This window comes from Mesorhizobium sp. 43Arga (assembly GCF_053714255.1).
In genome coordinates this window covers 344,896-371,054 of sequence record NZ_JBSKBO010000003.1, presented here as the reverse complement: position 1 = coordinate 371,054, position 26,159 = coordinate 344,896, and the positions used below count along the sequence as shown (strand labels likewise).

At 62.1% G+C, this 26,159-nt stretch carries 36 protein-coding genes; all 36 read left to right on the top strand.

From position 1 onward, the window contains the following. Positions 1-9 precede the first annotated feature (9 nt). The 36 genes from rplC (at position 10) to ACWGS8_RS14340 (ending at position 26,116) form a co-directional block, all read left to right on the top strand. Positions 10-723, top strand: a complete 714-nt coding sequence (gene rplC, locus ACWGS8_RS14515) for a 50S ribosomal protein L3 (RefSeq protein ID WP_010909273.1) — start codon at positions 10-12, stop codon at positions 721-723. Continuing rightward, complete coding sequence (gene rplD / locus ACWGS8_RS14510; protein WP_454581574.1) at positions 723-1,343, top strand: 50S ribosomal protein L4; 621 nt, start codon at positions 723-725, stop codon at positions 1,341-1,343. The genes rplC and rplD overlap by 1 nt, the downstream gene beginning before the upstream one ends. Next, complete coding sequence (locus tag ACWGS8_RS14505; RefSeq protein ID WP_010909275.1) at positions 1,340-1,633, top strand: 50S ribosomal protein L23; 294 nt, start codon at positions 1,340-1,342, stop codon at positions 1,631-1,633. Before rplD ends, ACWGS8_RS14505 begins: the two co-directional genes overlap by 4 nt. A 23-nt stretch (positions 1,634-1,656) precedes the next feature. Further along, positions 1,657-2,490 carry a 50S ribosomal protein L2 gene (rplB, locus tag ACWGS8_RS14500; RefSeq protein WP_010909276.1) on the top strand — a complete coding sequence of 278 codons (834 nt, stop codon included), beginning with the start codon at positions 1,657-1,659 and terminating at the stop codon, positions 2,488-2,490. Between the two features lie 16 nt (positions 2,491-2,506). After that, entirely contained in the window at positions 2,507-2,785 is a 279-nt protein-coding gene (gene rpsS, locus ACWGS8_RS14495) for a 30S ribosomal protein S19 (protein WP_006205463.1), read from the top strand. Between the two features lie 2 nt (positions 2,786-2,787). Beyond that, positions 2,788-3,177, top strand: coding sequence for a 50S ribosomal protein L22 (gene rplV, locus ACWGS8_RS14490; protein ID WP_010909277.1), 390 nt, complete (start codon positions 2,788-2,790; stop codon positions 3,175-3,177). Further along, positions 3,177-3,902, top strand: a complete 726-nt coding sequence (gene rpsC, locus ACWGS8_RS14485; protein ID WP_010909278.1) for a 30S ribosomal protein S3 — start codon at positions 3,177-3,179, stop codon at positions 3,900-3,902. Before rplV ends, rpsC begins: the two co-directional genes overlap by 1 nt. A gap of 27 nt (positions 3,903-3,929) precedes the next feature. Continuing rightward, on the top strand, positions 3,930-4,343 hold the full coding sequence (gene rplP, locus ACWGS8_RS14480) for a 50S ribosomal protein L16 (protein WP_010909279.1): 414 nt from the start codon (positions 3,930-3,932) through the stop codon (positions 4,341-4,343). 13 nt (positions 4,344-4,356) lie between these two features. Continuing rightward, positions 4,357-4,557: a 50S ribosomal protein L29 gene (gene rpmC / locus ACWGS8_RS14475; RefSeq protein WP_006205459.1), complete on the top strand. Its 201-nt coding sequence runs from the start codon at positions 4,357-4,359 to the stop codon at positions 4,555-4,557. Between the two features lie 11 nt (positions 4,558-4,568). Beyond that, the gene (gene rpsQ / locus ACWGS8_RS14470) at positions 4,569-4,808 is read left to right on the top strand and encodes a 30S ribosomal protein S17 (protein WP_010909280.1); all 240 of its coding nucleotides are present in this window, start codon (positions 4,569-4,571) and stop codon (positions 4,806-4,808) included. A gap of 83 nt (positions 4,809-4,891) precedes the next feature. Further along, a complete protein-coding gene (rplN, locus tag ACWGS8_RS14465; RefSeq protein ID WP_006205457.1) occupies positions 4,892-5,260 on the top strand; it encodes a 50S ribosomal protein L14 in 369 nt (122 codons plus the stop codon). Positions 5,261-5,272: 12 nt separating this feature from the next. Beyond that, entirely contained in the window at positions 5,273-5,587 is a 315-nt protein-coding gene (gene rplX / locus ACWGS8_RS14460) for a 50S ribosomal protein L24 (protein ID WP_019857966.1), read from the top strand. Beyond that, on the top strand, positions 5,580-6,158 hold the full coding sequence (rplE, locus tag ACWGS8_RS14455; protein WP_454581573.1) for a 50S ribosomal protein L5: 579 nt from the start codon (positions 5,580-5,582) through the stop codon (positions 6,156-6,158). Before rplX ends, rplE begins: the two co-directional genes overlap by 8 nt. Positions 6,159-6,185: 27 nt before the next feature. Next, on the top strand, positions 6,186-6,491 hold the full coding sequence (rpsN, locus tag ACWGS8_RS14450) for a 30S ribosomal protein S14 (protein WP_010909282.1): 306 nt from the start codon (positions 6,186-6,188) through the stop codon (positions 6,489-6,491). A gap of 12 nt (positions 6,492-6,503) precedes the next feature. Then, a complete protein-coding gene (rpsH, locus tag ACWGS8_RS14445; protein WP_006205453.1) occupies positions 6,504-6,902 on the top strand; it encodes a 30S ribosomal protein S8 in 399 nt (132 codons plus the stop codon). Between the two features lie 88 nt (positions 6,903-6,990). Continuing rightward, the gene (gene rplF / locus ACWGS8_RS14440; protein WP_010909283.1) at positions 6,991-7,524 is read left to right on the top strand and encodes a 50S ribosomal protein L6; all 534 of its coding nucleotides are present in this window, start codon (positions 6,991-6,993) and stop codon (positions 7,522-7,524) included. Positions 7,525-7,665: 141 nt separating this feature from the next. Next, positions 7,666-8,025: a 50S ribosomal protein L18 gene (rplR, locus tag ACWGS8_RS14435; protein WP_454581572.1), complete on the top strand. Its 360-nt coding sequence runs from the start codon at positions 7,666-7,668 to the stop codon at positions 8,023-8,025. A 76-nt stretch (positions 8,026-8,101) separates the two neighbouring features. Further along, entirely contained in the window at positions 8,102-8,671 is a 570-nt protein-coding gene (gene rpsE / locus ACWGS8_RS14430; protein ID WP_027046810.1) for a 30S ribosomal protein S5, read from the top strand. Positions 8,672-8,695: 24 nt separating this feature from the next. Continuing rightward, positions 8,696-8,893 (top strand): 50S ribosomal protein L30, encoded by a 198-nt coding sequence (gene rpmD, locus ACWGS8_RS14425; protein WP_006205449.1) that lies wholly within the window; start codon positions 8,696-8,698, stop codon positions 8,891-8,893. A gap of 22 nt (positions 8,894-8,915) precedes the next feature. After that, positions 8,916-9,389: a 50S ribosomal protein L15 gene (gene rplO, locus ACWGS8_RS14420; RefSeq protein ID WP_027051778.1), complete on the top strand. Its 474-nt coding sequence runs from the start codon at positions 8,916-8,918 to the stop codon at positions 9,387-9,389. A gap of 192 nt (positions 9,390-9,581) precedes the next feature. Continuing rightward, positions 9,582-10,922, top strand: a complete 1,341-nt coding sequence (gene secY, locus ACWGS8_RS14415; protein ID WP_454581571.1) for a preprotein translocase subunit SecY — start codon at positions 9,582-9,584, stop codon at positions 10,920-10,922. Beyond that, entirely contained in the window at positions 10,919-11,515 is a 597-nt protein-coding gene (locus ACWGS8_RS14410; protein ID WP_454581570.1) for an adenylate kinase, read from the top strand. The genes secY and ACWGS8_RS14410 overlap by 4 nt, the downstream gene beginning before the upstream one ends. 217 nt (positions 11,516-11,732) lie before the next feature. Beyond that, positions 11,733-12,101, top strand: coding sequence for a 30S ribosomal protein S13 (gene rpsM / locus ACWGS8_RS14405; RefSeq protein WP_006205445.1), 369 nt, complete (start codon positions 11,733-11,735; stop codon positions 12,099-12,101). A gap of 126 nt (positions 12,102-12,227) precedes the next feature. Next, complete coding sequence (gene rpsK / locus ACWGS8_RS14400) at positions 12,228-12,617, top strand: 30S ribosomal protein S11 (protein WP_006205444.1); 390 nt, start codon at positions 12,228-12,230, stop codon at positions 12,615-12,617. Positions 12,618-12,721: 104 nt separating this feature from the next. Next, positions 12,722-13,732, top strand: coding sequence for a DNA-directed RNA polymerase subunit alpha (locus ACWGS8_RS14395; RefSeq protein WP_006205443.1), 1,011 nt, complete (start codon positions 12,722-12,724; stop codon positions 13,730-13,732). A gap of 104 nt (positions 13,733-13,836) precedes the next feature. Next, positions 13,837-14,268, top strand: a complete 432-nt coding sequence (rplQ, locus tag ACWGS8_RS14390; protein ID WP_095775804.1) for a 50S ribosomal protein L17 — start codon at positions 13,837-13,839, stop codon at positions 14,266-14,268. 178 nt (positions 14,269-14,446) lie between these two features. Then, positions 14,447-15,940, top strand: a complete 1,494-nt coding sequence (locus tag ACWGS8_RS14385; protein ID WP_454581569.1) for a DegQ family serine endoprotease — start codon at positions 14,447-14,449, stop codon at positions 15,938-15,940. A gap of 41 nt (positions 15,941-15,981) precedes the next feature. Beyond that, the gene (locus ACWGS8_RS14380; RefSeq protein WP_454581568.1) at positions 15,982-17,289 is read left to right on the top strand and encodes a replication-associated recombination protein A; all 1,308 of its coding nucleotides are present in this window, start codon (positions 15,982-15,984) and stop codon (positions 17,287-17,289) included. 5 nt (positions 17,290-17,294) lie between these two features. Beyond that, positions 17,295-17,963, top strand: a complete 669-nt coding sequence (locus ACWGS8_RS14375; RefSeq protein WP_454581567.1) for a DUF930 domain-containing protein — start codon at positions 17,295-17,297, stop codon at positions 17,961-17,963. A 159-nt stretch (positions 17,964-18,122) separates the two neighbouring features. Then, positions 18,123-18,953, top strand: coding sequence for an aspartyl/asparaginyl beta-hydroxylase domain-containing protein (locus ACWGS8_RS14370; protein WP_454581566.1), 831 nt, complete (start codon positions 18,123-18,125; stop codon positions 18,951-18,953). 246 nt (positions 18,954-19,199) lie between these two features. Then, entirely contained in the window at positions 19,200-20,855 is a 1,656-nt protein-coding gene (locus tag ACWGS8_RS14365) for a hypothetical protein (protein WP_454581565.1), read from the top strand. Positions 20,856-20,902: 47 nt separating this feature from the next. Next, positions 20,903-21,277 carry a fluoride efflux transporter CrcB gene (crcB, locus tag ACWGS8_RS14360; protein ID WP_454581564.1) on the top strand — a complete coding sequence of 125 codons (375 nt, stop codon included), beginning with the start codon at positions 20,903-20,905 and terminating at the stop codon, positions 21,275-21,277. 61 nt (positions 21,278-21,338) lie between these two features. Further along, positions 21,339-22,319 (top strand): RluA family pseudouridine synthase, encoded by a 981-nt coding sequence (locus ACWGS8_RS14355; RefSeq protein WP_019857981.1) that lies wholly within the window; start codon positions 21,339-21,341, stop codon positions 22,317-22,319. Positions 22,320-22,366: 47 nt separating this feature from the next. Next, positions 22,367-23,239 carry a DMT family transporter gene (locus ACWGS8_RS14350; protein ID WP_454581763.1) on the top strand — a complete coding sequence of 291 codons (873 nt, stop codon included), beginning with the start codon at positions 22,367-22,369 and terminating at the stop codon, positions 23,237-23,239. Positions 23,240-23,251: 12 nt separating this feature from the next. Then, positions 23,252-24,043: an ATP12 family chaperone protein gene (locus tag ACWGS8_RS14345; protein WP_454581563.1), complete on the top strand. Its 792-nt coding sequence runs from the start codon at positions 23,252-23,254 to the stop codon at positions 24,041-24,043. A gap of 183 nt (positions 24,044-24,226) precedes the next feature. Then, positions 24,227-26,116, top strand: coding sequence for an MFS transporter (locus ACWGS8_RS14340; RefSeq protein WP_454581562.1), 1,890 nt, complete (start codon positions 24,227-24,229; stop codon positions 26,114-26,116). The last annotated feature ends 43 nt before the right edge of the window (positions 26,117-26,159 follow it).

The following is a 26,159-nucleotide window of genomic DNA, read 5'->3' as shown; positions in this document are numbered from 1 at the left end:
ATTGAACCGATGCGTTCAGGTGTGATTGCAAAGAAGGTGGGAATGACCCGCATCTATAACGATGCCGGGGAACATGTTCCCGTCACCGTTCTCCAGATGGAGAACTGCCAGGTCGTGGCGCAGCGCACGCAGGAGAAGAATGGCTACACCGCCGTTCAGCTCGGCGTTGGCCTCGCCAAGGTGAAGAACACGTCGAAGGCGATGCGCGGCCATTTCGCGACCGCTTCCGTCGAGCCGAAGGCGAAGGTTGCCGAGTTCCGCGTCTCGGCCGACAACATGATCGATGTCGGCGCCGAGATCACCGTCGAGCACTTCGTCGCCGGCCAGAAGGTCGATGTGACGGGCACGACGATCGGCAAGGGTTTCCAGGGCGTCATCAAGCGTCACCACATGGGTGGTGGCCGCGCGACGCACGGTAACTCGGTCTCGCACCGTACGCACGGTTCGACCGGCCAGCGCCAGGACCCCGGCAAGGTGTTCAAGGGCAAGAAGATGGCCGGCCACATGGGCGACACCCGCGTGACGACGCAGAATGTCGAGATCGTCTCGACCGATGCCGACCGCGGCCTGATCCTGATCCGCGGAGCGGTTCCCGGATCGAAGGGCGCCTGGATCCTGGTCCGCGATGCGGCCAAGGTGGCACTGCCGGCCAATGCGCCGAAGCCCGCCGCGATCCGCGCCGCTGTTAAGAACGAGGCTCCGGCCACAGAGGGAGCGGAATAATGGATCTCAAGATCACAACGCTTGGCGGCAAGGACGCCGGCAAGGTGAAACTCTCCGAGGAGATTTTCGGCCTTGATCCGCGCGAGGACATCCTGCAGCGCGTCGTGCGCTGGCAGCTTGCCAAGAAGCAGCAGGGCACGCACAAGGCCAAGGGCCGCGCCGAAATCGCGCGCACCGGCGCCAAGATGTACAAGCAGAAGGGTACGGGCCGCGCCCGCCACCATTCGGCACGCGCTCCGCAGTTCCGCGGCGGCGGCAAGGCCCACGGGCCGGTCGTTCGCAGCCACGAGCACGACCTGCCGAAGAAGGTGCGCGCTCTGGGCTTGAAGCATGCTCTCTCGGCCAAGGCCAAGAGCGCGTCGATCATCGTCATCGACGAGCTGAAGCTGACCGAGGCAAAGACCAAGGCGCTGGTCGCGAATTTCGCGACTCTGGGCCTGAGCAACGCCTTGGTGATTGGTGGCGCCGAGCTTGACCAGAACTTCAAGCTGGCCGCGACCAACATCCCCAACATCGACGTGCTGCCCATCCAGGGCATCAACGTCTACGACATTCTGCGCCGCGGCACGCTGGTCCTTTCCAAGGCCGCCGTCGAGGCTCTCGAGGAGCGCTTTAAATGACCGACCTTCGTCACTACGACGTGATCGTCAGCCCGGCGATCACCGAAAAGTCGACCATGGCTTCCGAGCAGAACCAGGTCGTCTTCAACGTCGCCAAGAAGGCGTCGAAGCCGGAAATCAAGGCCGCCGTCGAAGCGCTGTTCGGCGTCAAGGTGATGGCCGTGAACACGCTTGTCCGCAAGGGCAAGATCAAGCGCTTCCGCGGCACGATCGGCCGCCAGAGCGACGTCAAGAAGGCGATCGTGACGCTGGCCGACGGCCAGTCGATCGACGTCGCGACGGGTCTCTGAGCAAGGCCGCGAGGACAACAACAATGGCACTGAAAAAATTCAACCCGGTAACGCCGAGCACCCGCCAGCTGGTCATCGTCGACCGCTCGGGCCTCTACAAGGGCAAGCCCGTCAAGGGTCTGACCGAGGGCCTGACCAAGTCGGGCGGCCGCAACAATTACGGCCGCATCACGGCCCGCTTCATCGGCGGTGGTCACAAGCGTTCGTACCGCATCATCGACTTCAAGCGCCGCAAGTTCGACGTCGTCGGCACGGTCGAGCGCATTGAATACGATCCGAACCGCACCGCCTTCATCGCGCTGATCAAGTACGACGATGGTGAGCTGTCCTACATCATCGCCCCGCAGCGCCTTGCCGCCGGCGACAAGATCGTGGCTGGCGAAGCGGTCGACGTGAAGCCGGGCAATGCGATGCCGCTGGCCTCGATGCCTGTCGGCACGATCGTCCACAACATCGAGCTGAAGCCGGGCAAGGGTGGCCAGGTCGCCCGTTCCGCCGGCGGTTACGCCCAGCTCGTCGGTCGCGACCAGGGCATGGCGATCTTGCGCCTCAACTCGGGCGAGCAGCGTGTCGTTCACGGCTCCTGCATGGCCACCGTCGGTGCCGTGTCGAACCCCGACCACGGCAACATCAACGACGGCAAGGCCGGCCGCACGGTTTGGCGCGGCAAGCGTCCGCACAATCGTGGCGTGACCATGAACCCGGTCGACCATCCGCACGGCGGTGGTGAAGGTCGCACCTCCGGTGGCCGTCATCCGGTCAGCCCGTGGGGCAAGCCGACCAAGGGCAAGAAGACGCGGTCCAACAAGGCGACCGACAAGTTCATCCTGCGCTCGCGCCATCAGCGCAAGAGCTAAGAAGAGGTAACGCCAAGTGACTCGTTCTATTTGGAAAGGCCCCTTCATCGACGGCTACCTTCTCAAGAAGGTGGACAAGGTTCGTGAAGGTGGTCGCAATGAGGTGATCAAGATGTGGAGCCGTCGCTCCACCATCCTGCCGCAGTTCGTCGGCTTCACCTTCGGTGTCTACAACGGCCAGAAGCATGTTCCCGTCTCGGTGAACGAGGACATGGTCGGTCATAAGTTCGGTGAATTCGCTCCGACGCGGACCTATTACGGTCACGGCGCGGATAAGAAGGCGAAGAGGAAATAATCATGGGCAAGGCCAAAGCTCCGCGCAGGCTTGCTGACAACGAAGCGCGCGCCGTATTGCGCACGATCCGTATCAGCCCGCAGAAGCTGAACCTCGTTGCCGCGCTGATCCGCGGCAAGAAGGTCGCGACAGCGCTTTCCGATCTCGAATTCTCGGCCAAGCGGATTTCCGGCACGGTCAAGAAGACGCTGGAATCGGCGATCGCCAACGCGGAAAACAACCACGACCTCGATGTCGATGCGCTGGTGGTGGCGGAAGCCTATGTCGGCAAGTCGATCGTCATGAAGCGGTTCCACGCTCGTGGCCGTGGTCGCGCCAGCCGTATCGAGAAGCCGTTCTCGCACCTCACGATCGTCGTTCGTGAAGTCGAAGAAAAAGGGGAGGCCGCATAATGGGCCAGAAAGTCAATCCGATCGGTCTTCGCCTCGGCATCAACCGCACCTGGGATTCGCGCTGGTTCGCGAACACCGGCGAGTACGGCAAGCTGCTGCATGAGGACATCAAGATCCGCAAGTATCTTGAGAAGGAACTCAAGCAGGCCGCGATCTCCAAGGTCGTGATCGAGCGCCCGCACAAGAAGTGCCGCGTCACCATCCATGCCGCGCGCCCGGGTCTGATCATCGGCAAGAAGGGCGCCGACATCGAGAAGCTTCGCAAGAAGCTGATGGAGATGACGAAGTCCGAGACGCACCTCAACATCGTCGAAGTGCGCAAGCCGGAAATCGACGCGACCCTGGTCGCCCAGTCGATCGCCCAGCAGCTCGAGCGCCGCATCGCGTTCCGCCGCGCCATGAAGCGCGCCGTGCAATCGGCGATGCGCCTCGGTGCCGAAGGCATCCGCATCAATTGCTCGGGCCGTCTGGGCGGCGCCGAAATCGCCCGCATGGAATGGTACCGCGAGGGCCGCGTACCGCTGCACACGCTGCGCGCCGATGTCGACTACGGCACGGCCGAGGCGAATACGGCGTACGGCATCTGCGGCGTCAAGGTCTGGGTATTCAAGGGCGAGATCCTCGAGCACGATCCAATGGCTTCGGAACGTCGCGCGACCGAGGGTGATGCTGCGCATGGCGGTGGTGGTGATCGCGAACGCGGTCGTCGTCGCGAAAACGCCTGAGACATTTAGGAATTTGGAGTTAGAACGATGCTGCAGCCAAAGCGCACAAAGTTCCGCAAGCAGTTCAAGGGCCGTATCCATGGTACCGCAAAGGGCGGCACCAACCTGGATTTCGGTGGTTTCGGGCTGAAGGCGCTTGAGCCGAACCGCGTCACCGCGCGTGAGATCGAGGCGGCCCGCCGCGCGATCACTCGCGAAATGAAGCGCGCTGGCCGCGTCTGGATCCGTATTTTCCCGGATCTGCCGGTCACGTCGAAGCCGACCGAAGTCCGCATGGGCAAGGGCAAGGGTGCCGTCGACTATTGGGCGGCGCGCGTCAAGCCGGGCCGCATCATGTTCGAGATCGACGGCGTCAGTGAAGAAACCGCCCGTGAGGCGCTGCGTCTCGGCGCTGCCAAGCTCTCGGTCAGGACGCGCTTCGTACAGCGCATCGCAGAATAAGGACGGGCTGATCATGAAAGCCGAAGACATCCGGACCAAGACCCAGGACCAACTGACCGACGATTTGGCCAGCCTGAAGAAGGAGCAGTTCAACCTGCGCTTCCAGAAGGCCACCGGCCAGCTCGAGAAGACCGCGCGCGTGAGGCAGGTCCGTAAGGACATTGCGCGTATCAAGACCATCGCTGCGGAAAAGTCCGCGGCCAAGAAGGCTTAAGGACGAAAACCATGCCAAAGCGCATTCTGCAGGGCACCGTCGTCAGCGACAAGAACGAGAAGACGGTTGTCGTCAAGGTCGAACGGCGCTTCACGCATCCCGTGATGAAGAAGACCGTGCGCATGACCAAGAAGTACAAGGCGCACGACGAGAACAACGCCCACAAGGTTGGCGATCAGGTGTTCATCCAGGAATCGAAGCCGATTTCCAAGGATAAGCGCTGGATCGTCGTGTCTTCGGACCAAGCCTGACCCCGGGCGTAAACAACGAATTTTGGACAGACCGGGGAGGGGCTTTGAGCCCGTCCCGTTAGAAAAGAAGAAGGCGGCCAGTCATGATTCAGATGCAAACAAACCTCGACGTGGCGGATAATTCCGGCGCGCGTCGTGTCATGTGCATCAAGGTGCTGGGCGGCTCGAAGCGGAAATACGCTTCCGTGGGCGACATCATCGTGGTGTCCATCAAGGAAGCCATTCCGCGCGGCCGCGTTAAGAAGGGCGATGTGATGAAGGCGGTCGTGGTTCGCACGGCCAAGGACATCCGCCGCCCGGACGGCAGCGTGATCCGTTTCGACAAGAACGCGGCCGTTCTCGTCGACAACAAGAAAGAGCCGATCGGCACGCGTATCTTCGGACCGGTTCCGCGCGAACTCCGCGCCAAGAACCACATGAAGATCATCTCGCTCGCGCCTGAAGTGCTGTAAGGAGCCGGACCAATGCAAAAGATTAGAAAAGGCGACAAGGTCGTCGTGCTTGCCGGCAAGGACAAGGGCCGTTCGGGCGAAGTCCTCTCGGTTCAGCCGAAGGATGACACCGCGCTGGTGCGCGGCGTCAACATGATCCGTCGTCACCAGAAGCAGACCCAGTCCCAAGAGGGCGGGATCATCACCAAGGAAGCGCCGATCCAGCTGTCGAACATCGCGCTGGCCGACCCCAAGGATGGCAAGCCGACCCGCGTCGGTTTCATCTTCCAGAAGGACGGCAAGAAGGTGCGCGTCGCCAAGCGCTCGGGAGAAGTCATCAATGGCTAAGGCTCAAAGCAAGCAGGCGGCCGCCACCAACACGCCGCGTCTGAAGCAGGTCTATAACGAGACCATCCGCAAGGCGCTGCAGGAGCAGTTCGGCTACGACAACGACATGCAGGTTCCGCGGCTCGACAAGATCGTGCTGAACATGGGTGTCGGCGAAGCGACCGCCGATTCGAAGAAGCCTTCGGTTGCGGCCGAAGACCTGGCGCTGATCGCCGGCCAGAAGGCCGTCGTCACCCGCGCCCGCAATTCGATCGCCGGCTTCAAGGTCCGCGAGAACATGCCGATCGGCGCCAAGGTCACGCTGCGCAAGGAACGTATGTACGAGTTCCTCGACCGCCTCGTGAACATCGCGCTGCCGCGCGTCCGCGACTTCCGCGGACTGAACCCCAAGAGCTTCGATGGCCGTGGCAATTATGCCATGGGCATCAAGGAGCACATCGTGTTCCCGGAGATCAACTACGACAAGGTTGATCAGATCTGGGGCATGGACGTCATCGTTTGTACGACTGCGAAGACGGACGACGAAGCCCGGGCATTGCTCAAGGCTTTCAACTTCCCCTTCCGCCAGTAACGGCAGCGAGAAAAGGAAAAATCTGAAATGGCAAAGACCAGCTCAGTCGAGAAGAACAACAGGCGCCGCAAGCTTGCCGACCAGTACGGTCCCAAGCGCGCTGCCCTGAAGGCGATCATCATGGATCAGTCCAAGCCGATGGAGGAGCGCTTCCGCGCTCAGCTCAAGCTTGCTGCCCTGCCGCGCAACTCGGCCAAGATCCGCATCCGCAACCGCTGCGAAGTCACCGGCCGTCCGCGCGCCTACTATCGCAAGCTCAAAGTATCGCGCATCGCGCTTCGTGATCTCGGCAACAACGGCCAGATCCCGGGCCTGGTCAAGTCGAGCTGGTAAGGAGGACATAACATGTCATTGAGCGATCCTCTCGGCGATATGCTGACCCGCATCCGCAACGCCTACGGCCGTAAGAAGTCGAGTGTCTCGACGCCGGCCTCGCGTCTGCGCACCCGCGTCCTCGACGTGCTGAAGGCTGAAGGCTATATTCGCGACTACAGCCAGACCGACTTCGACAACGGCAAGTCCGAAATCGAAATCGAGCTGAAGTATTTCGACGGTGCGCCAGTCGTGCGCGAAATCGCCCGCGTCTCGAAGCCGGGCCGCCGCGTTTACGTCTCGGCCAAGTCGATCCCGCACGTCGCCAACGGCCTCGGCATCGCCATCCTTTCGACGCCGAAGGGCGTGATGGCCGATCACGAAGCCCGCGAACAGAACGTCGGCGGCGAGATCCTCTGCCAGATCTTCTGATCTGGCAGCTGACCGCAAATTGGAATCCGGTCTTCGGATCGTTCCGAAGACAGAGACCTGAAACAAGAGAAGTGACGAGGACAACAAAATGTCTCGTATTGGAAAGAAACCCGTTTCGCTGCCGCAGGGCGTGACCGCGACCGTTAACGGCCAGACCGTGACGGCGAAGGGCCCCAAGGGCGAGCTGAAGTTCGTGGTGAACGACGAAGTCCTGGTCAAGATGGAAGGCAGCGAGATCGCTGTCCAGCCGCGCGACCAGACCAAGACCGCCCGCTCCAAGTGGGGCATGTCGCGCACGCAGATCGTCAACATCCTGCACGGCGTCAAGGACGGTTTCGAGAAGAAGCTCGAGATCACCGGCGTCGGCTATCGTGCCGCCATGCAGGGCAAGAACCTGCAGCTGGCTCTTGGCTTCAGCCACGACGTCGTCTATGAGACGCCGGCCGGTGTCACCATCGCTGTGCCGAAGCCGACGGAAATCACCGTGACCGGCATCGACAAGCAGCAGGTCGGCCAGGTCGCCGCCGAGATCCGCGAATATCGCGGTCCGGAGCCCTACAAGGGCAAGGGTGTCCGCTACGCTGGCGAGAAGATCGTCCGCAAGGAAGGCAAGAAGAAGTAGTGGGCTTGGCCCCGAAAAGTTGCAGACTTTTCGGAAAGGACCGAACCAAAGAAGTGTAACGCCGCGGGGAGCGGTCGCGGGAGGCGCTTTCGCCTACCGCACATGGCGGCCCCCGTTTTTTTGAAGGCAAGGAAGACCATCATGGGTACCAAGGAATCCACGCAGCGCCGTGCGCAGCGCGTTCGCCGCCAGATCAGGAAGGTCGCCGGCGAGCGTCCGCGTCTGTCGGTTCACCGCACCTCGAAGAACATCTATGTCCAGGTGATCGACGACGCCAAGGGACGCACCATCGCTGCCGCCTCGACGCTCGAGAAGGACCTCAAGGGTTCGCTCAAGACCGGCGCCGACACAGCGGCCGCCGCCGCGATCGGCAAGCTGATCGCCGAGCGCGCCACCAAGGCCGGCGTCAAGGAAGTCGTCTTCGACCGTGGCCCGTACATCTATCACGGCCGCGTCAAGGCCCTGGCTGAGGCTGCCCGGGAAGGCGGCTTGAGCTTCTAATTTTTCGCCGCCGGCGACCCAAAGTGGCGCCGGCAATGAGCAACCCGTGCTTCCGGAAAAGAACAAGGAACAGGATATGGCACAGGAACGTAGGGAAGGCGGCCGCGGCCGCGAGCGTGAGCGCGAAGAGCGCGACGACGGCATGGTGGACAAGCTGGTCCACATCAATCGCGTCGCCAAGGTCGTCAAGGGTGGCCGTCGCTTCGGCTTCGCCGCACTCGTCGTCGTCGGCGACCAGAAGGGCCGCGTCGGCTTCGGTCACGGCAAGGCACGCGAAGTGCCGGAAGCCATCCGCAAGGCAACCGAATCGGCAAAGCGCGACATGATTTTCGTGCCGCTGCGCTCGGGCCGTACGCTGCATCACGACGTCGAGGGACGTTGGGGCGCTGGACGCGTTCTGCTGCGCGCCGCCAAGCAGGGTACCGGTATCATCGCCGGCGGCCCGATGCGCGCCGTCTTCGAGACGCTCGGCATGCATGACGTGGTCGCCAAGTCGATGGGTTCGTCGAACCCCTACAACATGGTTCGCGCCACCTTCGACGCGCTGAAGAGCCAGATGCATCCCAAGGATGTAGCTGCCGCGCGCGGCATCAAGTATTCGACCCTTCAGGCCCGTCGCGGCACCGCCGTTGCGGCTGAAGAATAGTCGATCTGACCAGGGATTTTGACCATGGCCAAGAAGGCAACCAAGACCATCACCGTTGAGCAGATCGGTTCGCCGATCCGCCGTCCGAAGGAACAGCGCGCGACGCTGGTCGGCCTCGGCCTCAACAAGATGCACAAGCAGCGCACCCTGGAAGATACGCCTTCCGTGCGTGGCATGATCGCCGCCGTTCAGCATCTCGTCCGCGTCGTGGACGAGGGCTGAGCCAAAGCGCAGGAGAACTCAGATGAAACTCAACGATCTGCGTGACAAGGACGGCGCGACGCACTCCAAGAAGCGTCTCGGCCGCGGCATCGGTTCCGGCTCGGGCAAGACCGCCGGTCGCGGCGTCAAGGGTCAGAAGGCACGCTCCGGCGTCGCCATCAACGGCTTCGAGGGTGGCCAGATGCCGCTCTACAGGCGTCTGCCGAAGCGCGGCTTCAACAACCTCTTCGCCAAGAGCTTCGTTGTCGTGTCGCTGGCCCGCATCCAGGAGGCCGTCGACGCCAAGAAACTCGACGCCAAGGCGACCGTGACGGCCGAGGCGCTTGTCGCTGCCGGCGTGATCCGCCGCGTCAAGGATGGCGTTCGCGTGCTGTCCGATGGCGAACTCAAGGCCAAGCTTGCCTTCGACGTCGCCGGTGCCTCCAAGGCCGCGATCGAGAAGATCGAAAAGGCCGGCGGCTCGGTCAAGTTGCCGGAAAAGGCAGCTGCCGAGTAACGGCAATTTGAAGCGCGATCGGCAAGAGGAGGATCCTTTTTGCTCGCGATTGCGCTTTGATCTGCTCAATTAAGCGGCCGCGTCAACGCGGCCGCTTGCATGTTAAGAGCCCGAAGCTTATCTCGTGAGCTTCGGTGAAACGCACCGCCTGACCTCACGGGCCATCAAGCGTTACCAAGCGGAGAATCAGGCATGGCTTCGGCTGCTGAACAACTAGCCTCGAATCTGAATTTCTCGGCCTTCGCCAAGGCGGAGGACCTGAAGAAACGCATCTGGTTCACCATTGGCGCGCTGCTCGTCTACCGCCTCGGCACCTACATTCCGCTTCCCGGAATCAATCCCGACGCCTTCGCCCACGCCTTCTCCTCGCAGAGCAAGGGCGTGCTCGGCATGTTCAACATGTTTGCCGGCGGCGCCGTGCAGCGCATGGCGATCTTCGCGCTCGGCATCATGCCTTATATCTCCGCCTCTATCATCATGCAGCTGATGACCTCGGTCATTCCGTCGCTGGAAGCGCTGAAGAAGGAAGGCGAACAGGGCCGCAAGGTCATCAACCAGTACACACGCTACGGCACCGTGCTTCTGGCGTTGGTGCAGGCCTATGGCATTTCGGTCGGGCTGGAGAACGGCAACGGCATCGTCAGCGATCCCGGCATGTTCTTCCGCATCTCCACCGTCGTCACGCTGGTCGGCGGCACCATGTTCCTGATGTGGCTCGGCGAGCAGATCACCGCGCGCGGCATCGGCAACGGCATTTCGCTGATCATCTTCTCCGGCATCGTCGCCGGCCTGCCGCACGCCATTTCCGGCACGCTGGAGCTCGGCCGCACCGGCGCCCTGTCGACCGGCCTGATCCTGGCGATCATCGTCCTGGCCATCGTCGTCATCGCGCTCATCGTGTTCTTCGAGCGCGCCCAGCGCCGCCTGCTGATCCAATATCCGAAGCGCCAGGTCGGCAACCGCATGTTCCAGGGCGACACCTCGCATCTGCCGCTGAAGCTCAACACGTCGGGCGTCATCCCGCCGATCTTTGCATCATCGCTGCTCTTGCTGCCGGCCACCGTCGCCGGCTTCTCGCAGACCACCAACATGCCCGCCTGGGCGAGCACCATCCTGGCCTCGCTCGGCCACGGCCAGCCGCTCTACATGGCGTTCTACGCGGCGATGATTGTGTTCTTCGCCTTCTTCTACACAGCGATTGTCTTCAACCCGAAGGACACCGCCGATCAGCTCAAGAAGCATTCGGGCTTCATCCCGGGCTATCGTCCGGGCGAGCGCACCGCCGATTACATCGATTACGTTCTCACCCGCATCACCGTCGTCGGCGCCATCTATCTGGTGCTGGTGTGCCTGCTGCCGGAGTTCCTGATCTCGGCGACTGGCGTACCATTCTACCTTGGTGGCACATCGCTTCTGATCGTGGTCAGTGTCACGCTCGATACGGTTGCGCAGATTCAGGGCCACCTGATCGCGCACCAGTATGAAGGCCTGATCAAGAAGTCGAAGCTGCGCGGGGGGAAGAAAGCCAGATGAGGTTGATTTTGCTTGGGCCGCCAGGGGCGGGCAAGGGGACACAAGCACAAAGACTGGTAGAAAAACACGGCATACCCCAACTCTCGACGGGAGACATGCTGCGTGCCGCCGTTCAGGCCGGTTCCGAAGTCGGCAAACGTGCCAAGGCGGTGATGGATGCCGGCGAGTTGGTGTCGGACGCCATTGTCAACGCCATCGTTGCCGAACGGATCGACCAGGCCGACTGCGCCAGGGGATTCATCCTCGACGGCTACCCGCGCACGCTGGTGCAGGCCGATGCGGTTGAATCGATGCTTTCCGAGCGTGGCATCGGCCTCGACACGGTTATCGAGCTGGTCGTCGACGACAGGGCCCTCGTCGGCCGCATCGTCAAGCGTGCCGAGGACGCCAAGGCCGCCGGCCAGCCGGTGCGCAAGGACGACAATCCCGCGGTGTTCGAAGAGCGCCTGCGCGAGTACTACAAGAAGACCGCTCCGCTGACCGGCTACTATTACGCCAAGGGCAAGCTCAAGACGGTCGACGGCATGGCCAGCATCGACGCGGTGACGGCCGAGATCGAAGCCGTGCTCAAGGCGGCCGCCAAGGTGCGGTAAGGGAATTTAAAGATTAGGCTTGACGGGAGCGGCCCGCTGCGGTATGGCGGCCCGTCTTCCTATCAGGTGCGAACTTTGCTTGTCCGCAAGGGCAAGGCAGTCGCTTTGAACTGGAAACTCCCGCAAGGGCCGGCCTCCACCGGACGCGGGCAACTTTGACAACGCCGGGCCTGCCTTGTTTCGAAGGTTGGCCGGCCTACATGGAGAAGGAAAGAACATGGCTCGTATAGCCGGCGTCAACATTCCGACCAACAAGCGCGTCGTCATCGCGCTTCAGTACATTCACGGCATTGGCAAGAAGTTCGCCCAGGAGATCGTCGACAAGGTCGGCATCCCGGCCGAGCGCCGCGTCAACCAGCTGACCGACGCGGAAGTCTTGCAGATCCGCGAGACCATCGACCGCGACTACCAGGTCGAGGGCGACCTGCGCCGCGAAGTGTCGATGAACATCAAGCGTCTCATGGACCTCGGCTGCTACCGCGGCCTGCGTCACCGTCGCTCGCTGCCGGTCCGCGGCCAGCGCACGCACACCAATGCACGCACCCGCAAGGGCCCGGCCAAGTCGATCGCCGGCAAGAAGAAGTAAGTGAGCGAATAGCGAGTGGCCATTAGCGAGTAGGGTTCTCTATTCGCTATTCCCTACTCACTACTCGCTTTCAAAGGTGGAGCCGCTGGCATTACGGCGGTGTAGAGATCAACTGAAAGGAATACCATGGCCAAGGAAGCCGCTCGTGTTCGCCGTCGCGAACGCAAGAATATCTCGTCGGGCGTTGCCCACGTCAATTCGACCTTCAACAACACGATGATCACCATCACCGACGCGCAGGGCAATTCGATTGCCTGGTCGTCGGCCGGTGCCCAGGGCTTCAAGGGTTCGCGCAAGTCGACCCCGTTCGCCGCCCAGATGGCCGCCGAGGACGTCGCCAAGAAGGCCCAGGAACACGGCATGCGCATGCTCGAAGTCGAGGTCTGCGGACCTGGCTCGGGCCGTGAATCGGCGCTGCGCGCCCTGCAGGCGGCCGGCTTCACCATCACCTCGATCCGTGATGTGACGCCGATCCCGCACAATGGCTGCCGCCCGCGCAAGAAGCGCCGCGTCTAAGAAATTACCGAACGCCGCGCGAACGCTCACAGGGGCGTTCCTCCGCGGTATTCCAGGTCGCCCGCCACGATTGGATGGTGGCGGGTCAACGGAAGGAAAGCATCATGATCCAGAAAAATTGGCAGGAACTGATCAAGCCGAACAAGATCGAGTTCTCGTCGAAGAAGAAGACGCTGACCACGCTGGTGGCAGAGCCGCTCGAGCGCGGCTTTGGCCTCACGCTGGGCAACGCGCTGCGCCGCGTGCTTCTGTCTTCGCTGCGCGGCGCGGCCGTGACCGCCGTGCAGATCGACGGCGTTCTGCATGAATTCTCGTCCATCGCCGGCGTGCGCGAGGATGTGACCGACATCGTCTTGAACATCAAGGAAATCGCCATCCGCATGGAAGGCGATGGCCCCAAGCGCATGGTCGTGCGCAAGCAGGGACCGGGTGCGGTTCTCGCCGGCGACATCCAGACGGTTGGTGACGTCGAGATCCTCAACCCCGACCACGTCATCTGCACGCTGGACGAAGGCGCTGAAATCCGTATGGAATTCACCGTCGACACCGGCAAGGGTTACGTGCCGGCCGAGCGCAACCGCGCCGAGGACGCGCCCATCGGCCTGATCCCGGTCGACAGCCTCTATTCGCCGGTCAAGAAGGTCTCCTACAAGGTCGAGAACACCCGCGAGGGCCAGGTTCTCGACTATGACAAGCTGACCATGACCATCGAGACCGACGGTTCGATCTCGGGCGAGGACGCGGTGGCTTTCGCCGCCCGCATCCTACAAGACCAGCTTGGCCTGTTCGTCAACTTCGACGAGCCGCAGAAGGAAGTCGCCGCCGAAGCCGTCACCGAGCTCGCCTTCAACCCGGCGCTGCTCAAGAAGGTCGACGAGCTCGAGCTTTCGGTTCGTTCAGCCAATTGCCTGAAGAACGACAACATCGTTTACATCGGCGATCTCATCCAGAAGACCGAAGCGGAGATGCTGCGCACCCCGAACTTCGGCCGCAAGTCGCTGAACGAGATCAAGGAAGTGCTCGCGGCGATGGGCCTGCACCTCGGCATGGAAGTGCCGGACTGGCCGCCTGAAAACATCGAAGACCTCGCCAAGCGTTACGAAGATCAATATTGAGCATGAATTCCAAGGATCGGCGGCGTGGGCCGCTCGATCCGACGGTCATGCGGAAAACCATCAGAGGCCGTGGCCTCTTGAACAACTGAAGAAGGAAATGAGCCATGCGCCACGGTTTCAAAGGCCGTCGCTTCGCCCGAAGCATTAGCCACCGCAAGTCGATGTTCGCCAACCTCGCCGTGTCGCTGCTCGAGCACGAACAGATCGTCACCACCTTGCCGAAGGCGAAGGACCTGCGTCCGATCGTCGAGAAGCTGGTGACGCTCGGCAAGCGCGGCGACCTGCACGCCCGTCGCCAGGTGATCGCGCAGATCGGCAATGAAGGCGTCGTCAAGCGCCTGTTCGACACCATCGCTCCGCGCTACGCCAACCGCAATGGCGGCTATCTGCGCATCATGAAGGCGGGCTTCCGTCACGGCGACAATGCCGCGATGGCCGTCATCGAGTTCGTCGATCGCGACACGGATGCCAAGGGCGCCGCCGACCGCGCCCGCCTCGAAGCCGAAGGCACCGACACGGAAGCCGCGGCCGCATAAGGCTCGACTTTCCGGAATGAATTGAAGGGGCCCGCGGGCCCCTTTTTCATGTTCTGCGCGCGCCAGGCGTGCCCTAAACGATCTGCGGGCGCGAAATAATCGGATTTCAGCGGCTTAGCCTTTCATTTTGCACAATCGTCGGGACAATGCGCCCGAACTTGCCTCGGAGGATTCGCGAATGCGCGCCAAAAGACTGTCCCTTGTCCTGCTCTGCGCCTTCATGGTGTTCGCAGCCGCACCGGCAGTCCGGCAGGCGTTCGCCGAAGACGCCGCAAAGCCTGCCGATCCGGGCCTGTCTGACGTGCTGACTGATCTGTTGCATGGCGTCGAAGGCGAGAATGCCACCTCGGGGCCAGACAAGCGCGTGCCGTTCGGCCGCGAGGAGGTACAGCTTTCGTTCGCGCCGCTGGTCAAGCAGACGGCGCCGGCCGTGGTCAACGTCTATGCCTCGCAGACCGCCAAGGTCACGTCGCCTTTTGAAGGCGATCCGTTCTTCGAGGAGTTTTTCGGCCGTGCCCGGCCGCGCGCCCAGTCCTCGCTCGGCTCAGGTGTGCTTGTCGATCCGAGTGGCGTCATCGTCACCAATTTCCATGTCATCAAGGATGCCGACGAGGTCAAGGTGGCGACCGCCGACGGCCGTGAATTCACCTCGAAGGTGATGCTCAAGGACGAGACGCTCGATCTTGCCGTGCTCAAGATCGAATCCGACAAGCCGTTTCCGGTTATCGCCATTGGCGATTCCGACGCGCTTGAGGTCGGCGACCTTGTGCTGGCCATCGGCAATCCCTTCGGCGTCGGCCAGACCACCACCAGCGGCATTGTTTCGGCACTTGCCCGCAGCCATATCGGCGTCTCGGATTCGGGCTATTTCATCCAGACCGACGCGGCCATCAATCCCGGCAATTCCGGCGGCGCGCTGATCAACATGGGCGGTCAGCTGGTCGGCATCAACACCGCCATCTACAGCCGCAGCGGCGGCTCGATCGGTATCGGCTTTGCCATTCCCGCGAACATGGTGCGGGCTTTCGCCGATGCCGCCAAGGCCGGCCTCGACTTCTTCGAACGTCCCTATATCGGCGCCGAGTTCGAAGCGGTGACGCCGCAGATCGCCGAATCGCTCGGCATGGAAAAGCCGACCGGCGCGCTGGTCTCTTCGGTCGACGCGACCGGGCCAGCCGGCAAGGCCGGGTTGAAGGCGGGCGATGTCGTGCTGCAGGTCAACGGCAAGCCGGTCGAGAGCATCGAGGCGCTGGACTATCGCATGGCGACGTTGTCGATCGGCACCAAGGCGAATTTCGCGATCCTGACCAAGGGCCAGAAAGCAGCCATGGACATCGCGCTGGAGCGCGCGCCGGAAGGTGCGAAAGCCTCGGAAGTGACGCTGCATGGCCGCAGCCCGTTCTCGGGCGCCAAGGTCGCGGAACTGTCACCGCGGCTTGCCCAGAAGCTTGGCCTGCGCACCGACCTCAAGGGCGTGACGGTGATCGACATCAACCGCGATTCGCCGGCCGCCGATTTCGGCTTCCTGCCGGGCGACATCGTGCGCGAGGTCAACGGCACCACAATCGATACCGCCGCGACGCTGGCGCAGGTAGCCCAGCAGGATACACGCTGGTGGCGCTTTACCGTCGAGCGCGGCGGGCAGATACTGCGCCAGGTGTTGCGTTACTGAGTTCGATCTGAAGGGATCGCGCTCCAAACCAAAAGAAGTGCATGGCCGATCTGTTCAGTGTCGATGAACCGGAGAAGGCGCCGCCCGGGCGGCCGCTGGCCGACAGGCTGCGGCCGAAAAATCTTGGCGAGGTCGTCGGCCAGGAGCATCTGACCGGCCCCGATGGCGCCCTGACCCGGCTGATCGGCTCGGGCTCACTCGGCTCGATGATTTTCTGGGGGCCGCCAGGCACCGGCAAGACCACGGTGGCAAGGCTGCTCGCCGGTGAGACCAGCCTTGCCTTCGAGCAGATCTCGGCGGTGTTTTCCGGCGTCGCCGACCTCAAGAAAGTGTTCGAGACGGCCAAGCTGCGCCGCGCCAACGGCCGCCAGACCCTGCTTTTCGTCGACGAGATCCATCGCTTCAACCGCGCCCAGCAGGACTCCTTTCTTCCCGTCATGGAGGATGGAACGGTCGTCCTGGTCGGCGCCACGACCGAAAACCCGTCCTTCGAGCTCAACGCGGCATTGTTGTCGCGCGCGCGCGTCATGGTTTTCCATTCGCTCGGCGAGGAGAGCATCGCCAAGCTGATGGTGCGGGCGGAGGAGACGGAGGGCAGGGCGCTGCCGCTTGACGACGAGGCCCGCGCCATGCTGATCCGCATGAGCGACGGCGACGGCCGCGCGTCGCTGACGCTCGCCGAGGAAGTCTGGCGGGCCGCCAAGCCCGGCGAGATCTTCGATCCCGAAGGGTTGCAGCGCATCGTCCAGCGTCGCGCGCCGATCTACGACAAGGGCCAGGACGGCCACTACAATCTGATCTCGGCGCTGCACAAATCGGTGCGCGGTTCCGATCCCGATGCAGCGCTCTACTATCTCGCGCGCATGTTCGACGCCGGCGAGGATCCGCTCTATCTCGGCCGCCGGCTGGTGCGCATGGCGATGGAAGACATCGGCCTTGCCGATCCGCAGGCACTGGTCGTCGCCAATGCCGCCAAGGACGCCTACGACTATCTGGGCTCTCCGGAAGGCGAGCTCGCCTTTGCCGAGGCCACCGTCTATCTCGCCACAGCGCCCAAATCCAATGCCGTCTACACCGCCTTCAAGGCGGCCACGCAGGCAGCCAAGCAGCATGGCTCGCTGCTGCCGCCAAAGCATATCCTCAACGCGCCGACCAAGCTGATGAAGGAAGAGGATTACGGCGCCGGCTATCGCTACGATCATGATGAGCCGGACGCCTTTTCGGGCCAGGACTATTTTCCGGAGAAGATGGGCCGCCAGACCTTCTACGATCCGCCTGAGCGTGGTTTCGAGCGCGACATCAGGAAGCGGCTCGACTATTGGGCGAAGCTGCGCAAGGAACGGGAATAGCTGACTTGCGCGGCCCCGTGGTCGTCACGCTTCGGGGCGAGGCCTCGCCATGGGGCATCTCAACCTCGGTTGCTCTCCACGCGCTGCTGGCCGCGATGCTGGCGCTCATGCCGTTGCCAAAGCGGCCGAAGCGTCTGGACGAGGAACGGGTGTCGGTCGACATTCTGACGCCGCAGCAGTTCGAGGCCTCGACAAAGCCACCGCCGGCGGCAGCGCCGGCACCAACACCAACACCAACACCAACACCAATACCGAGCGCCCCTCGATCTACACCACCCGCCGCGCCGACCATGATTCGGCCGACCGAAATGCTGTCGGCCAAGACGCTCGCCGATCCGCGCAGCCGGCAGGCGCGCGCCGATCTCGCGACCTTCGCTTCCGACGAACGCATGGTGCAATTGTGCAATCTCGAGGCTATGGACCAGATCCGGCGATGGAGCGCGGACTTTCAGCCGGAACGTGTCGTGCCTTACGCAACGGCCGAGGAGAAGGTCAGCGGCACCACGATTGCCGCCGATGGCGCGGCTTTCCGCAGTCGCAAAAACTGGTATAATCTGAAGTTCAAATGCCAGCTCGCACGGGACGGCGAAAGCGTCATCGGCTTTGAGTTCCTGGTCGGCGATCCCGTGGCCAGGGACAAATGGGACGAGTTCGGCTTGCCAGAGGTGCATTGACCTAAGGCTGTCAAATTCCACCAGGCAACTGCCAGGCCACGATGTCGTGGCGTTGTGCGGCGACCCAAAAAACCTTATCAAGGCGCACGGCCGGGCGGTGGTCGTTGCCGAGATTTGGCACACTCATTCGCAACAGGATCGCGCTCCGCGCGTGGAAAAATGACAAAAACCCTTCGCAAAACCCTTCGCAAATTCGCCATCGCCATCCCGCTCCTCGCTCTTGGCTTCTACTTCATCCCCATTCTGACGACGATCTTCATCGTCTGCGGCCTGATCGACGTGCTGCGCAACGACAGGAAGGATCTGGCGCTGTTTTCGGGCTATTTCCTCGGCAACGGCCTGTTCACCTGGCTCTTGTCGCCGTTCAACTTACTGGTCGATCTGCTCTGCTACCGGAACCCCGGCGTGTGGAAGCTGGAGCAGTTTCCGCCGGATTATCAGCGCGAGGTCAATGAGGTCCTGGACATCTTCAAGGCGCGCAAGGACGAGATCATCGCCGACATCGACGCCAATTTCGGCGCCGGCCGGCGCGGCATGTATGTCTACCAGTGGTACGGCAAGCACCGGATCGACAACGTTGCCGAGTTCAACAAGGATTTCAAATACATCAAGACCATCGCCGTTTCGGTCTTCAGCAAGCGCGAATCGACCTCCTGGCACTTCGGCCCGCTGCGGCTCAGCCTGCGCATCCTCTACAATCTGATCCCGGTGAAAGCGGAAATCTTCGTCGAATGCGGCAACGTCAAGAACTACTGGTACGACAATCCGCAGTTCATTTTCGACGACACGCTGCTGCACCGTTCGGTCAACGAATATGACGGCCGCCGCTACTGCGTGTTCATGGACATCATCAGGCCGTCCCCGTTCCCGAGGCTCATTGCTGGCATGCTCGCCGTTGTCTCGGTCAGCGTCGAGCGCATCAATTCGATGTTCTACAAGAACTGGAAGATGATCGGCTCGACCAAGCCGAAGAAGGTCGAGACCACCTGAACTGAGAATCCGTCAGCGCTGCCGGCGGTTGCAAGCAAGCACCTCCACCGGCTGCTTCTTTGGACGCTCCTTTTAAGGCATTTCATGCTTGCGAGGTGCGCCTTCAAGCAACGCCCGTTTGGGCTCTCAACAATTCATTATATGAATCTTGTCACAAGATTCGCCGGAGCGGCTCCTGGCGGGCGTCAGGGGACGGCTCCGGCTTTGGTCCCGTAGTTCTGTCTCTTCCTTCCTTGGCGGCTTCAAGTGACAAAGAACAAAATCTTCGGATTCTGGACGGGCACCTACCTGTGCACCTTGTTGCTTGGGATTGCCCTTAGCGCTGCGTACATAAGTCTCGAAGAGTCCGTCTACTATTGGGACTTCGCGGCCTATTTCAACATGTTCAACCAGCAGGGCGCGCTGTTGGTCGAGAGCCCTTTCGAATGGCTGAGCCAGTTGAGCACCTCCATCGCGACGGAAGATTACGGCGTGGCGATCCTGGTGCCGCTGATGCCGTTTCACCTTGTTTTTGGCGGTTCAAGGCTTTCCTTCGTTGCCGGAATAGTCGCGGTCTACCTGGTCCCGACGGTTCTCTTGATAGGCAGAATAAGCTATCGGGAGGCGGTCTCCGAGACATCGTCCCGGAGTTGGATCGCCGTCTGGATCGCGGCCTTCCTGTACACACCATTCTGGGCGCCGACGCTTCGGGGAATGCCTGACATTGCCGGCTGCCTTGCCCTGACCGCGGCAACCTCTTTTCTCTGGAAGTCCAGGTTCCTGACCCGCGAACCGGTGATAAGCGGAATATCCGTCGGCGCCTGCCTGTGGTTGGCGTTCATGCTGCGCCGCTGGTACGCCTATGCCGCCGTAGGGATCACCGTTTCAGCGGCATTCCTGGGTTTGCTGCAGATCGCAAGGGAGCGGGATTTGCCGGCCTTGCGCAGCGCGGTTCTGGGGGGCGCGTGTGCGATTTTCCTTATTGCCGCGACGGCGTTGAACTTCCAGCTGCCGTTGATCGCCAAGATTCTGCAAACCAGTTACGCCGACCTTTACAGCGGATACAAGACCACCTTTGTCACCCAGCTCGGCGACGTCGGATCCCGGCTCAGCTATCTGAACTGGGCGCTGATTGTAGTGGGCCTCTACGTCTCGGTCGTGCGCCGCAACAGATTTGCCGTGTTCTGTGCCATGGCCTCTGTGCTTACCTTCCTGGCTTTCATCCGGACGCAGGACCCGGAACGTCATCATTCCTTGCCGATGTTTCTTTGGCTGTTTCCCGCCTATGCCCAGGCGATCGTTTCAATGGTCGCCGTGCCGGGACTGAAATCACGATGGTTGACCGCCGCCATGGCGGTTGTGGCCGGATTTGCTTTTTTGGGCACGTTTTTTCCAGCTGGCCGTCAGGTGTTGTCTCCGGTGGGCTTCGTCTTCGCCGGGGAAGCCACGCTTCCACTTCGCCTCGACAATCTTCCCGAATACAGGCGCCTGATCGATGACCTCGTCGCCAGAATGAGACCGGAGGACCGTTTTTCGGTATTTGCGTCGGGTCCTGTGATGAGCGACGCCCTGTTGTTCGGCATGAAGCGGGACCTTGTTGCCCATGTCGGATGGATTTGCCAGGTGGACAGTCGTGACCGGTTCCGACCGGACGCCTTGAAATCCAGATATGTTGTCGTGACCGACCGGCCGGTTACTCATCTGCAACCGGGCGCGCAGATCTGCGTCACGATCCCGAACCAGTATATTCTTGACGGCAAGGGCATCGGTGCCGCATACCGGCGCATTGCGCAGTACCGATTGTCCGGCGGTGTCGCCGGCTATCTCTACGAACAGGTACGCCCGGTCAGCAAGGCCGAGGTCGATGCCCTTTATGTTGAATTCAGGAAGAAGTATCCAGACTGGGCGGTGCCTGAATGGTGACGGCGACGGGATTGACGCCACCGCCTCAACACGGGCAGTAGACGACGATGTTCAATCTGCTTCTCGTGGTCGTCGGTGGCGGCATCGGCGCCGGCATCCGCCATCTCGCCAATATGGGTGCGCTGCGTCTCGTCGGCCCCAATTATCCCTGGGGTACGATGGCGATCAACATCGTCGGCTCCTTTGCCATGGGCCTGTTCATCGCCGTCCTGGCGCGCCGCGGCGGGTCGAACGAAGTCAGGCTGTTCGTCGCCACCGGCATCTTTGGCGGCTTCACGACTTTTTCCGCCTTTTCGCTCGATTTCGCGACGCTGTGGGAGCGCGGGGCCACGCTGCCGGCTTTCGGATATGCGCTGGCCAGCGTCATTGGCGCGATCATCGCCCTGTTTTTGGGTCTTTGGCTCGCAAGAAGCCTGCCTTAATGCTATTGCCGCGCCAAGCGCAGGCTGAGCCCTGCTTTGGAAACGGGTAAGCGAAGAAAAAATGGCAGGCGTTGAACAGATCACGGTGGAGGCCGGCGAGGCGGGCATGCGGCTCGATCGCTGGTTCAAGACCCATTTCCCGGGCCTTGGTTTCGGCCATCTGCAGAAGCTGCTACGCTCCGGCCAGATCCGCGTCGATGGCGGTCGCGTCAAGGCCGACAGCCGCGTCGAGCCTGGCCAGGTGGTGCGTATCCCGCCACTCGAGGTCGACAAGAAGGGCGAGAGCGCGCTGACTGGCCATTCGATCCGCAACCAGGGCGATGCCGACGTCCTGGCCAAAATGCTGATCCACGAGGACCCAAAGGTTTTCGTCTTCAACAAACCGGCGGGCCTTGCGGTGCAGGGTGGCTCGGGCGTCACCCGCAATGTCGACGACATGCTGGAAGCCTGGCGCAACCAGAAGGGCGAGAAGCCGCGGCTGGTCCACCGGCTCGACCGCGACACGTCGGGTGTGCTGGTCGTTGCCCGCACGAGACTGGCCGCAATGAAGCTGTCTGAAGCGTTCCGTGCCCGCGAAACGAAGAAGACCTACTGGGCCCTGGTCAAGGGCGTGCCGCCGAAGCGCGAGGACAAGATCTCGACCTGGCTGATCAAGGAGCCGACCGAGGACGGCGACCGTGTGCGGGTCGCCGCGCATGGCGAAAAAGGCGCCGACCACGCCGTGTCCTACTACCGTATCATCGAGCAGGCGGCGCAGACCATGACGTGGCTGGAAATGGAACCCTATACGGGCCGCACCCACCAGCTTCGCGTGCATGCCGCCTATATCGGCTGCCCCATCATCGGCGACCCGAAATATTTCGAGGCCGATACCAACTGGGATTTTCCCGGCGGCATCCAGAACCGCCTGCATCTGCATGCGCGCCGCATCATCATTCCGCATCCCGACAAGGGCGTCATCGACGTCACCGCGCCGATGCCGCCGCATATGCGCCAGAGCTGGAACCTGATCGGCTTCGACGACGCCAGCGCGGAGGATTGATCTTGAGCGGCGCCACCGACGCGCTCGATCGGCGCGACGCAGTCGACATGGCCGCCGCCGCCATCATGGTCGGCCTGACCTTTTCCTGGGGCCTGAACTACGTCGCCGCCAAAATCTCCTATGCCGGCTACGACCCCGTCTTCCTGTCGATCGCGCGCTCGATCATTGGCGGCTTCTGCGTCTTCCTCTGGTGCCGCTGGCGCGGCATCGCGCTGTTTACGCGCGATGGCACATTGCTCGCCGGCATTGCCGTGGGCGTGCTTTTCGGCATCGAATTCCTCTGCCTCTATGTCGGCCTGGAGCATACGACCGTTGCCCGCAACACGCTGCTGGTCAATTCAATGCCGTTCTGGATGCTGATTGGCGGTCACTTCCTGCTCGGTGAACAGATCACCATGCGCAAGTTCCTCGGCCTGCTGCTGGCCTTCGCCGGCCTTGCCGCGGTCTTTTCCGACAAGCTTGGCGGCGGTGGGGACATGCTGTTCGGCGATCTGCTCAGTCTCGGCTCCGGGTTTTTCTGGGCCTTGACCAACATCCTCATCAAACGGTCGAAACTGGTCGAGGCGAGCGCCGAGAAGCTGCTGCTCTATCAACTCGCCGGCGCGGCGATCGTCGGCATATTGGTGCTGCCTCTTGCCGGCTCGCCAGTGCGTGATCCGTCCTTGTTGCCGACATTGGCGCTGCTTTTCCAGGCGATCTATATCGTCGCCTTCACCTATGTCCTGTGGTTCTGGCTGCTGCGCCGCTATCCGGCCTCCGGCCTGTCCAGCTTCACCTTCCTGTCGCCGGTTTTCGGTGTCTTGTGCGGCGCGATCATCTTGAACGAGCCGCTGACCATTCGCATTTTTCTGGCACTTGGCTTGATTGCTGCGGGCCTGATCATCGTCAACCGGCCGGCGCGCAAGCTGACCCCGGTGTGAGGGAGATTTTTCATGCGTGACATCCTCAATGACCTCGAAGCGGGCAAGTATCTTTCCGATCCGGATCCGGTGCGTCGCGCCCAGATCCAGATGAAGACACCGCTGCCCAAGCGCTTCTACAAAACCGCTTCGGTTGCGCCGATGGAGGGAGGTTTCGCCGTGCATCTCGACGGCAAGCCGGTGCGCACGCCGGGCAAGGCGCTGCTGGCGCTGCCGACCGAGGCGGCGGCAGTGCTGGTTGCCGACGAATTCGCGGAACAGGGCGAGACGATCAATCCGGTGACGATGCCGGTGATGCGCCTGGTCAACACCGCCATCGACGGCGTTGCCAGCGATCCGCAGGCGGTGCTCGAAGACATACTGCGTTTTGCTTCGTCCGATTTGCTCTGTTACCGCGCCGACGCCCCCCAAGGGCTGGTCGAGCGGCAGAACGAGCAGTGGGATCCGGTCATCGACTGGGCGCGCACTGCATTGGGGGCTCGCTTCAACCTTGCCGAGGGGATCATCCATGTCGAGCAACCGCGCGAGACGATCGCCGTTCTGGGCAGCCATCTCAATCAGCGCGCCGAGCCGCTGCGGCTGGCCGCCATCCACCTCATGACCTCGCTGACCGGTTCGGCGCTGCTCGCGCTGGCGGTCGATTTCGGCGAGCTCGATGCCGAGGCTGCCTGGGCCGCCGGCCATGTCGACGAGGACTGGCAGATCGAACATTGGGGGCAGGACGCCGAAGCGGTCGCCCGACGCGCCGCCCGCAAGCGCGACATGATGTCCGCTGTCGGCCTTCTCGAAGCGCTCAAGGTCTGACCCCAAAGCTATTGCCGCACCGCACCTAATACCAAAGTCATAATCCCATCGTCGCTCTGCCGTCGGCGGGCGCTTTCTGTCATTTTTCCCGTGATAGCCGGGCATTTCCGAGTCCGCGTTCGGAGGAGAGCGCGAACATTGGCGCCCGGCATCGAGGACAGGGTCTCACGGGAGGACAACTCAATGGCAATGGCATCAACAGCCGGCGGAACGAGCCGCGGCATGACGCGGGAAGAGAAGAAGGTCATCTTCGCTTCCTCGCTCGGCACCGTTTTCGAATGGTACGATTTCTATCTCTACGGTTCATTGGCGGCCTTCATTGGCTCGACCTTTTTCAGTCCGACCATTCCGGAGGCGACGCGCAACATCTTCGCGCTGCTGGCCTTCGCCGCTGGTTTTCTCGTCCGCCCGTTCGGCGCCCTGGTGTTTGGCCGTATCGGTGATCTCGTCGGTCGCAAATATACTTTCCTCGTCACCATGACGATCATGGGTCTGTCGACCTTCCTCGTCGGTTTGCTGCCCGGTTATGCGACCTTGGGTATCGCGGCTCCAGTGATCCTGATCGGCCTGCGCATGTTGCAGGGCCTGGCCCTCGGCGGCGAATATGGCGGTGCGGCGACCTATGTCGCGGAGCACGCGCCTGACGACCGTCGGGGCTTCTACACGTCGTGGATCCAGACGACGGCGACACTTGGCCTGTTCCTGTCGCTGATCGTCATTCTGATTGTTCAGGCCTCCCTGAGCAAGGAAACCTACGCCTCTTGGGGCTGGCGCATTCCTTTTATCGTCTCCTTCGTGCTGCTCGCCGTCTCGATCTGGATTCGACTGTCTCTCTCGGAGTCTCCGACCTTCCAGAAGATGAAAGACGAAGGGAAGGGCTCGAAGGCACCGCTTTCGGAAGCCTTCGGCCAGTGGAAGAATGCCAAGATCGCACTGCTGGCACTGCTTGGCCTCACTGCCGGCCAGGCCGTGGTCTGGTACAATGGCCAGTTCTATGCGCTGTTCTTCCTGCAGAACGTGCTGAAGGTCGACGCGCAGTCGGTCAACATCATGATCGCCATCGCGCTGGCACTCGGCTCGATCTTCTTCGTCGTGTTCGGCTGGCTCTCCGACAAGATCGGCCGCAAGCCGATCATCATGGCAGGCCTTGCATTGGCCATCGTCTGCACCTTCCCGCTGTTCAAGGCGTTGACCTGGGCCGCCAATCCGGCGCTCGCCACCGCGCAGCAGAATACAAGGGCGACGGTCACTGCCGCACCCGGCGACTGCAAGTTCCAGTTCAACCCGGTCGGCACCGCCAAGTTCACGACGTCATGCGACATCGCCACTTCGTTCCTGACCAAGAACTCGGTTCCCTTTGACGTGGTGTCGACCGCCGCGGCCGGAACGGCTGCGTCGGTCAAGATCGGCAACGAGACGGTGGCGTCCTACGATGCGGTCGCCGCTGGCGATCAGGCCAAGGCCAAGGACGCCGCCTTCGTCAAGGCCGTCAACATGTCGCTTAAGGATGGCGGGTATCCGCTGAAGCGTGCGGCGATCAAGGTGGCGGACCAGAAGCTCGACGCCTTCATCGCCGCCAATCCTGAACTCAAGCTCGACGCGGCTGCAATTCGCGGCGGCGAAAAAATCGCGGTGCCGACCGATCAGGCCGTCAAGGACAAGTTGGTGACGTCAGAGGAGGCCGCTGGCGCGCCAGAGATCACCGCCTACAACATACCAGGCGGCGGTGCCTTCGCCATGTTTGCCGATCCGGCCGCCGTGAACTGGCCGATGACGATCGGCATCCTGTTCATCCTGGTGCTGTTCGTGACCATGGTTTACGGGCCGATCGCGGCGATCCTGGTCGAGATGTTCCCGACCCGCATTCGCTACACCGGCATGTCGCTGCCCTATCATATCGGCAATGGCTGGTTCGGTGGTCTGTTGCCGGCAACAGTCTTCGCGCTCAGCGCCTACAGGGGCGACATCTATTTTGGCCTTTGGTATCCGGTGGTGATCGCGGCAATGTCGCTGATCATCGGCATGATCTTCGTCAAGGATACGCTTGGCACCGATCTGCACGCCAAGGATTAGCCTAGCCCTCATTGGCCAACAGAAAGCCCGGCGTGATCGCTCA

Coding starts and splice junctions, on each gene's coding strand:
- rplC (WP_010909273.1), top strand. CDS start 10: ATGCGTTCAGGTGTGATTGCAAAGAAGGTGGGAATGACCCGCATCTAT.
- rplD (WP_454581574.1), top strand. CDS start 723: ATGGATCTCAAGATCACAACGCTTGGCGGCAAGGACGCCGGCAAGGTG.
- ACWGS8_RS14505 (WP_010909275.1), top strand. CDS start 1,340: ATGACCGACCTTCGTCACTACGACGTGATCGTCAGCCCGGCGATCACC.
- rplB (WP_010909276.1), top strand. CDS start 1,657: ATGGCACTGAAAAAATTCAACCCGGTAACGCCGAGCACCCGCCAGCTG.
- rplV (WP_010909277.1), top strand. CDS start 2,788: ATGGGCAAGGCCAAAGCTCCGCGCAGGCTTGCTGACAACGAAGCGCGC.
- rpsC (WP_010909278.1), top strand. CDS start 3,177: ATGGGCCAGAAAGTCAATCCGATCGGTCTTCGCCTCGGCATCAACCGC.
- rplP (WP_010909279.1), top strand. CDS start 3,930: ATGCTGCAGCCAAAGCGCACAAAGTTCCGCAAGCAGTTCAAGGGCCGT.
- rpmC (WP_006205459.1), top strand. CDS start 4,357: ATGAAAGCCGAAGACATCCGGACCAAGACCCAGGACCAACTGACCGAC.
- rpsQ (WP_010909280.1), top strand. CDS start 4,569: ATGCCAAAGCGCATTCTGCAGGGCACCGTCGTCAGCGACAAGAACGAG.
- rplN (WP_006205457.1), top strand. CDS start 4,892: ATGATTCAGATGCAAACAAACCTCGACGTGGCGGATAATTCCGGCGCG.
- rplX (WP_019857966.1), top strand. CDS start 5,273: ATGCAAAAGATTAGAAAAGGCGACAAGGTCGTCGTGCTTGCCGGCAAG.
- rplE (WP_454581573.1), top strand. CDS start 5,580: ATGGCTAAGGCTCAAAGCAAGCAGGCGGCCGCCACCAACACGCCGCGT.
- rpsN (WP_010909282.1), top strand. CDS start 6,186: ATGGCAAAGACCAGCTCAGTCGAGAAGAACAACAGGCGCCGCAAGCTT.
- rpsH (WP_006205453.1), top strand. CDS start 6,504: ATGTCATTGAGCGATCCTCTCGGCGATATGCTGACCCGCATCCGCAAC.
- rplF (WP_010909283.1), top strand. CDS start 6,991: ATGTCTCGTATTGGAAAGAAACCCGTTTCGCTGCCGCAGGGCGTGACC.
- rplR (WP_454581572.1), top strand. CDS start 7,666: ATGGGTACCAAGGAATCCACGCAGCGCCGTGCGCAGCGCGTTCGCCGC.
- rpsE (WP_027046810.1), top strand. CDS start 8,102: ATGGCACAGGAACGTAGGGAAGGCGGCCGCGGCCGCGAGCGTGAGCGC.
- rpmD (WP_006205449.1), top strand. CDS start 8,696: ATGGCCAAGAAGGCAACCAAGACCATCACCGTTGAGCAGATCGGTTCG.
- rplO (WP_027051778.1), top strand. CDS start 8,916: ATGAAACTCAACGATCTGCGTGACAAGGACGGCGCGACGCACTCCAAG.
- secY (WP_454581571.1), top strand. CDS start 9,582: ATGGCTTCGGCTGCTGAACAACTAGCCTCGAATCTGAATTTCTCGGCC.
- ACWGS8_RS14410 (WP_454581570.1), top strand. CDS start 10,919: ATGAGGTTGATTTTGCTTGGGCCGCCAGGGGCGGGCAAGGGGACACAA.
- rpsM (WP_006205445.1), top strand. CDS start 11,733: ATGGCTCGTATAGCCGGCGTCAACATTCCGACCAACAAGCGCGTCGTC.
- rpsK (WP_006205444.1), top strand. CDS start 12,228: ATGGCCAAGGAAGCCGCTCGTGTTCGCCGTCGCGAACGCAAGAATATC.
- ACWGS8_RS14395 (WP_006205443.1), top strand. CDS start 12,722: ATGATCCAGAAAAATTGGCAGGAACTGATCAAGCCGAACAAGATCGAG.
- rplQ (WP_095775804.1), top strand. CDS start 13,837: ATGCGCCACGGTTTCAAAGGCCGTCGCTTCGCCCGAAGCATTAGCCAC.
- ACWGS8_RS14385 (WP_454581569.1), top strand. CDS start 14,447: ATGCGCGCCAAAAGACTGTCCCTTGTCCTGCTCTGCGCCTTCATGGTG.
- ACWGS8_RS14380 (WP_454581568.1), top strand. CDS start 15,982: ATGGCCGATCTGTTCAGTGTCGATGAACCGGAGAAGGCGCCGCCCGGG.
- ACWGS8_RS14370 (WP_454581566.1), top strand. CDS start 18,123: ATGACAAAAACCCTTCGCAAAACCCTTCGCAAATTCGCCATCGCCATC.
- crcB (WP_454581564.1), top strand. CDS start 20,903: ATGTTCAATCTGCTTCTCGTGGTCGTCGGTGGCGGCATCGGCGCCGGC.
- ACWGS8_RS14355 (WP_019857981.1), top strand. CDS start 21,339: ATGGCAGGCGTTGAACAGATCACGGTGGAGGCCGGCGAGGCGGGCATG.
- ACWGS8_RS14350 (WP_454581763.1), top strand. CDS start 22,367: ATGGCCGCCGCCGCCATCATGGTCGGCCTGACCTTTTCCTGGGGCCTG.
- ACWGS8_RS14345 (WP_454581563.1), top strand. CDS start 23,252: ATGCGTGACATCCTCAATGACCTCGAAGCGGGCAAGTATCTTTCCGAT.
- ACWGS8_RS14340 (WP_454581562.1), top strand. CDS start 24,227: ATGGCAATGGCATCAACAGCCGGCGGAACGAGCCGCGGCATGACGCGG.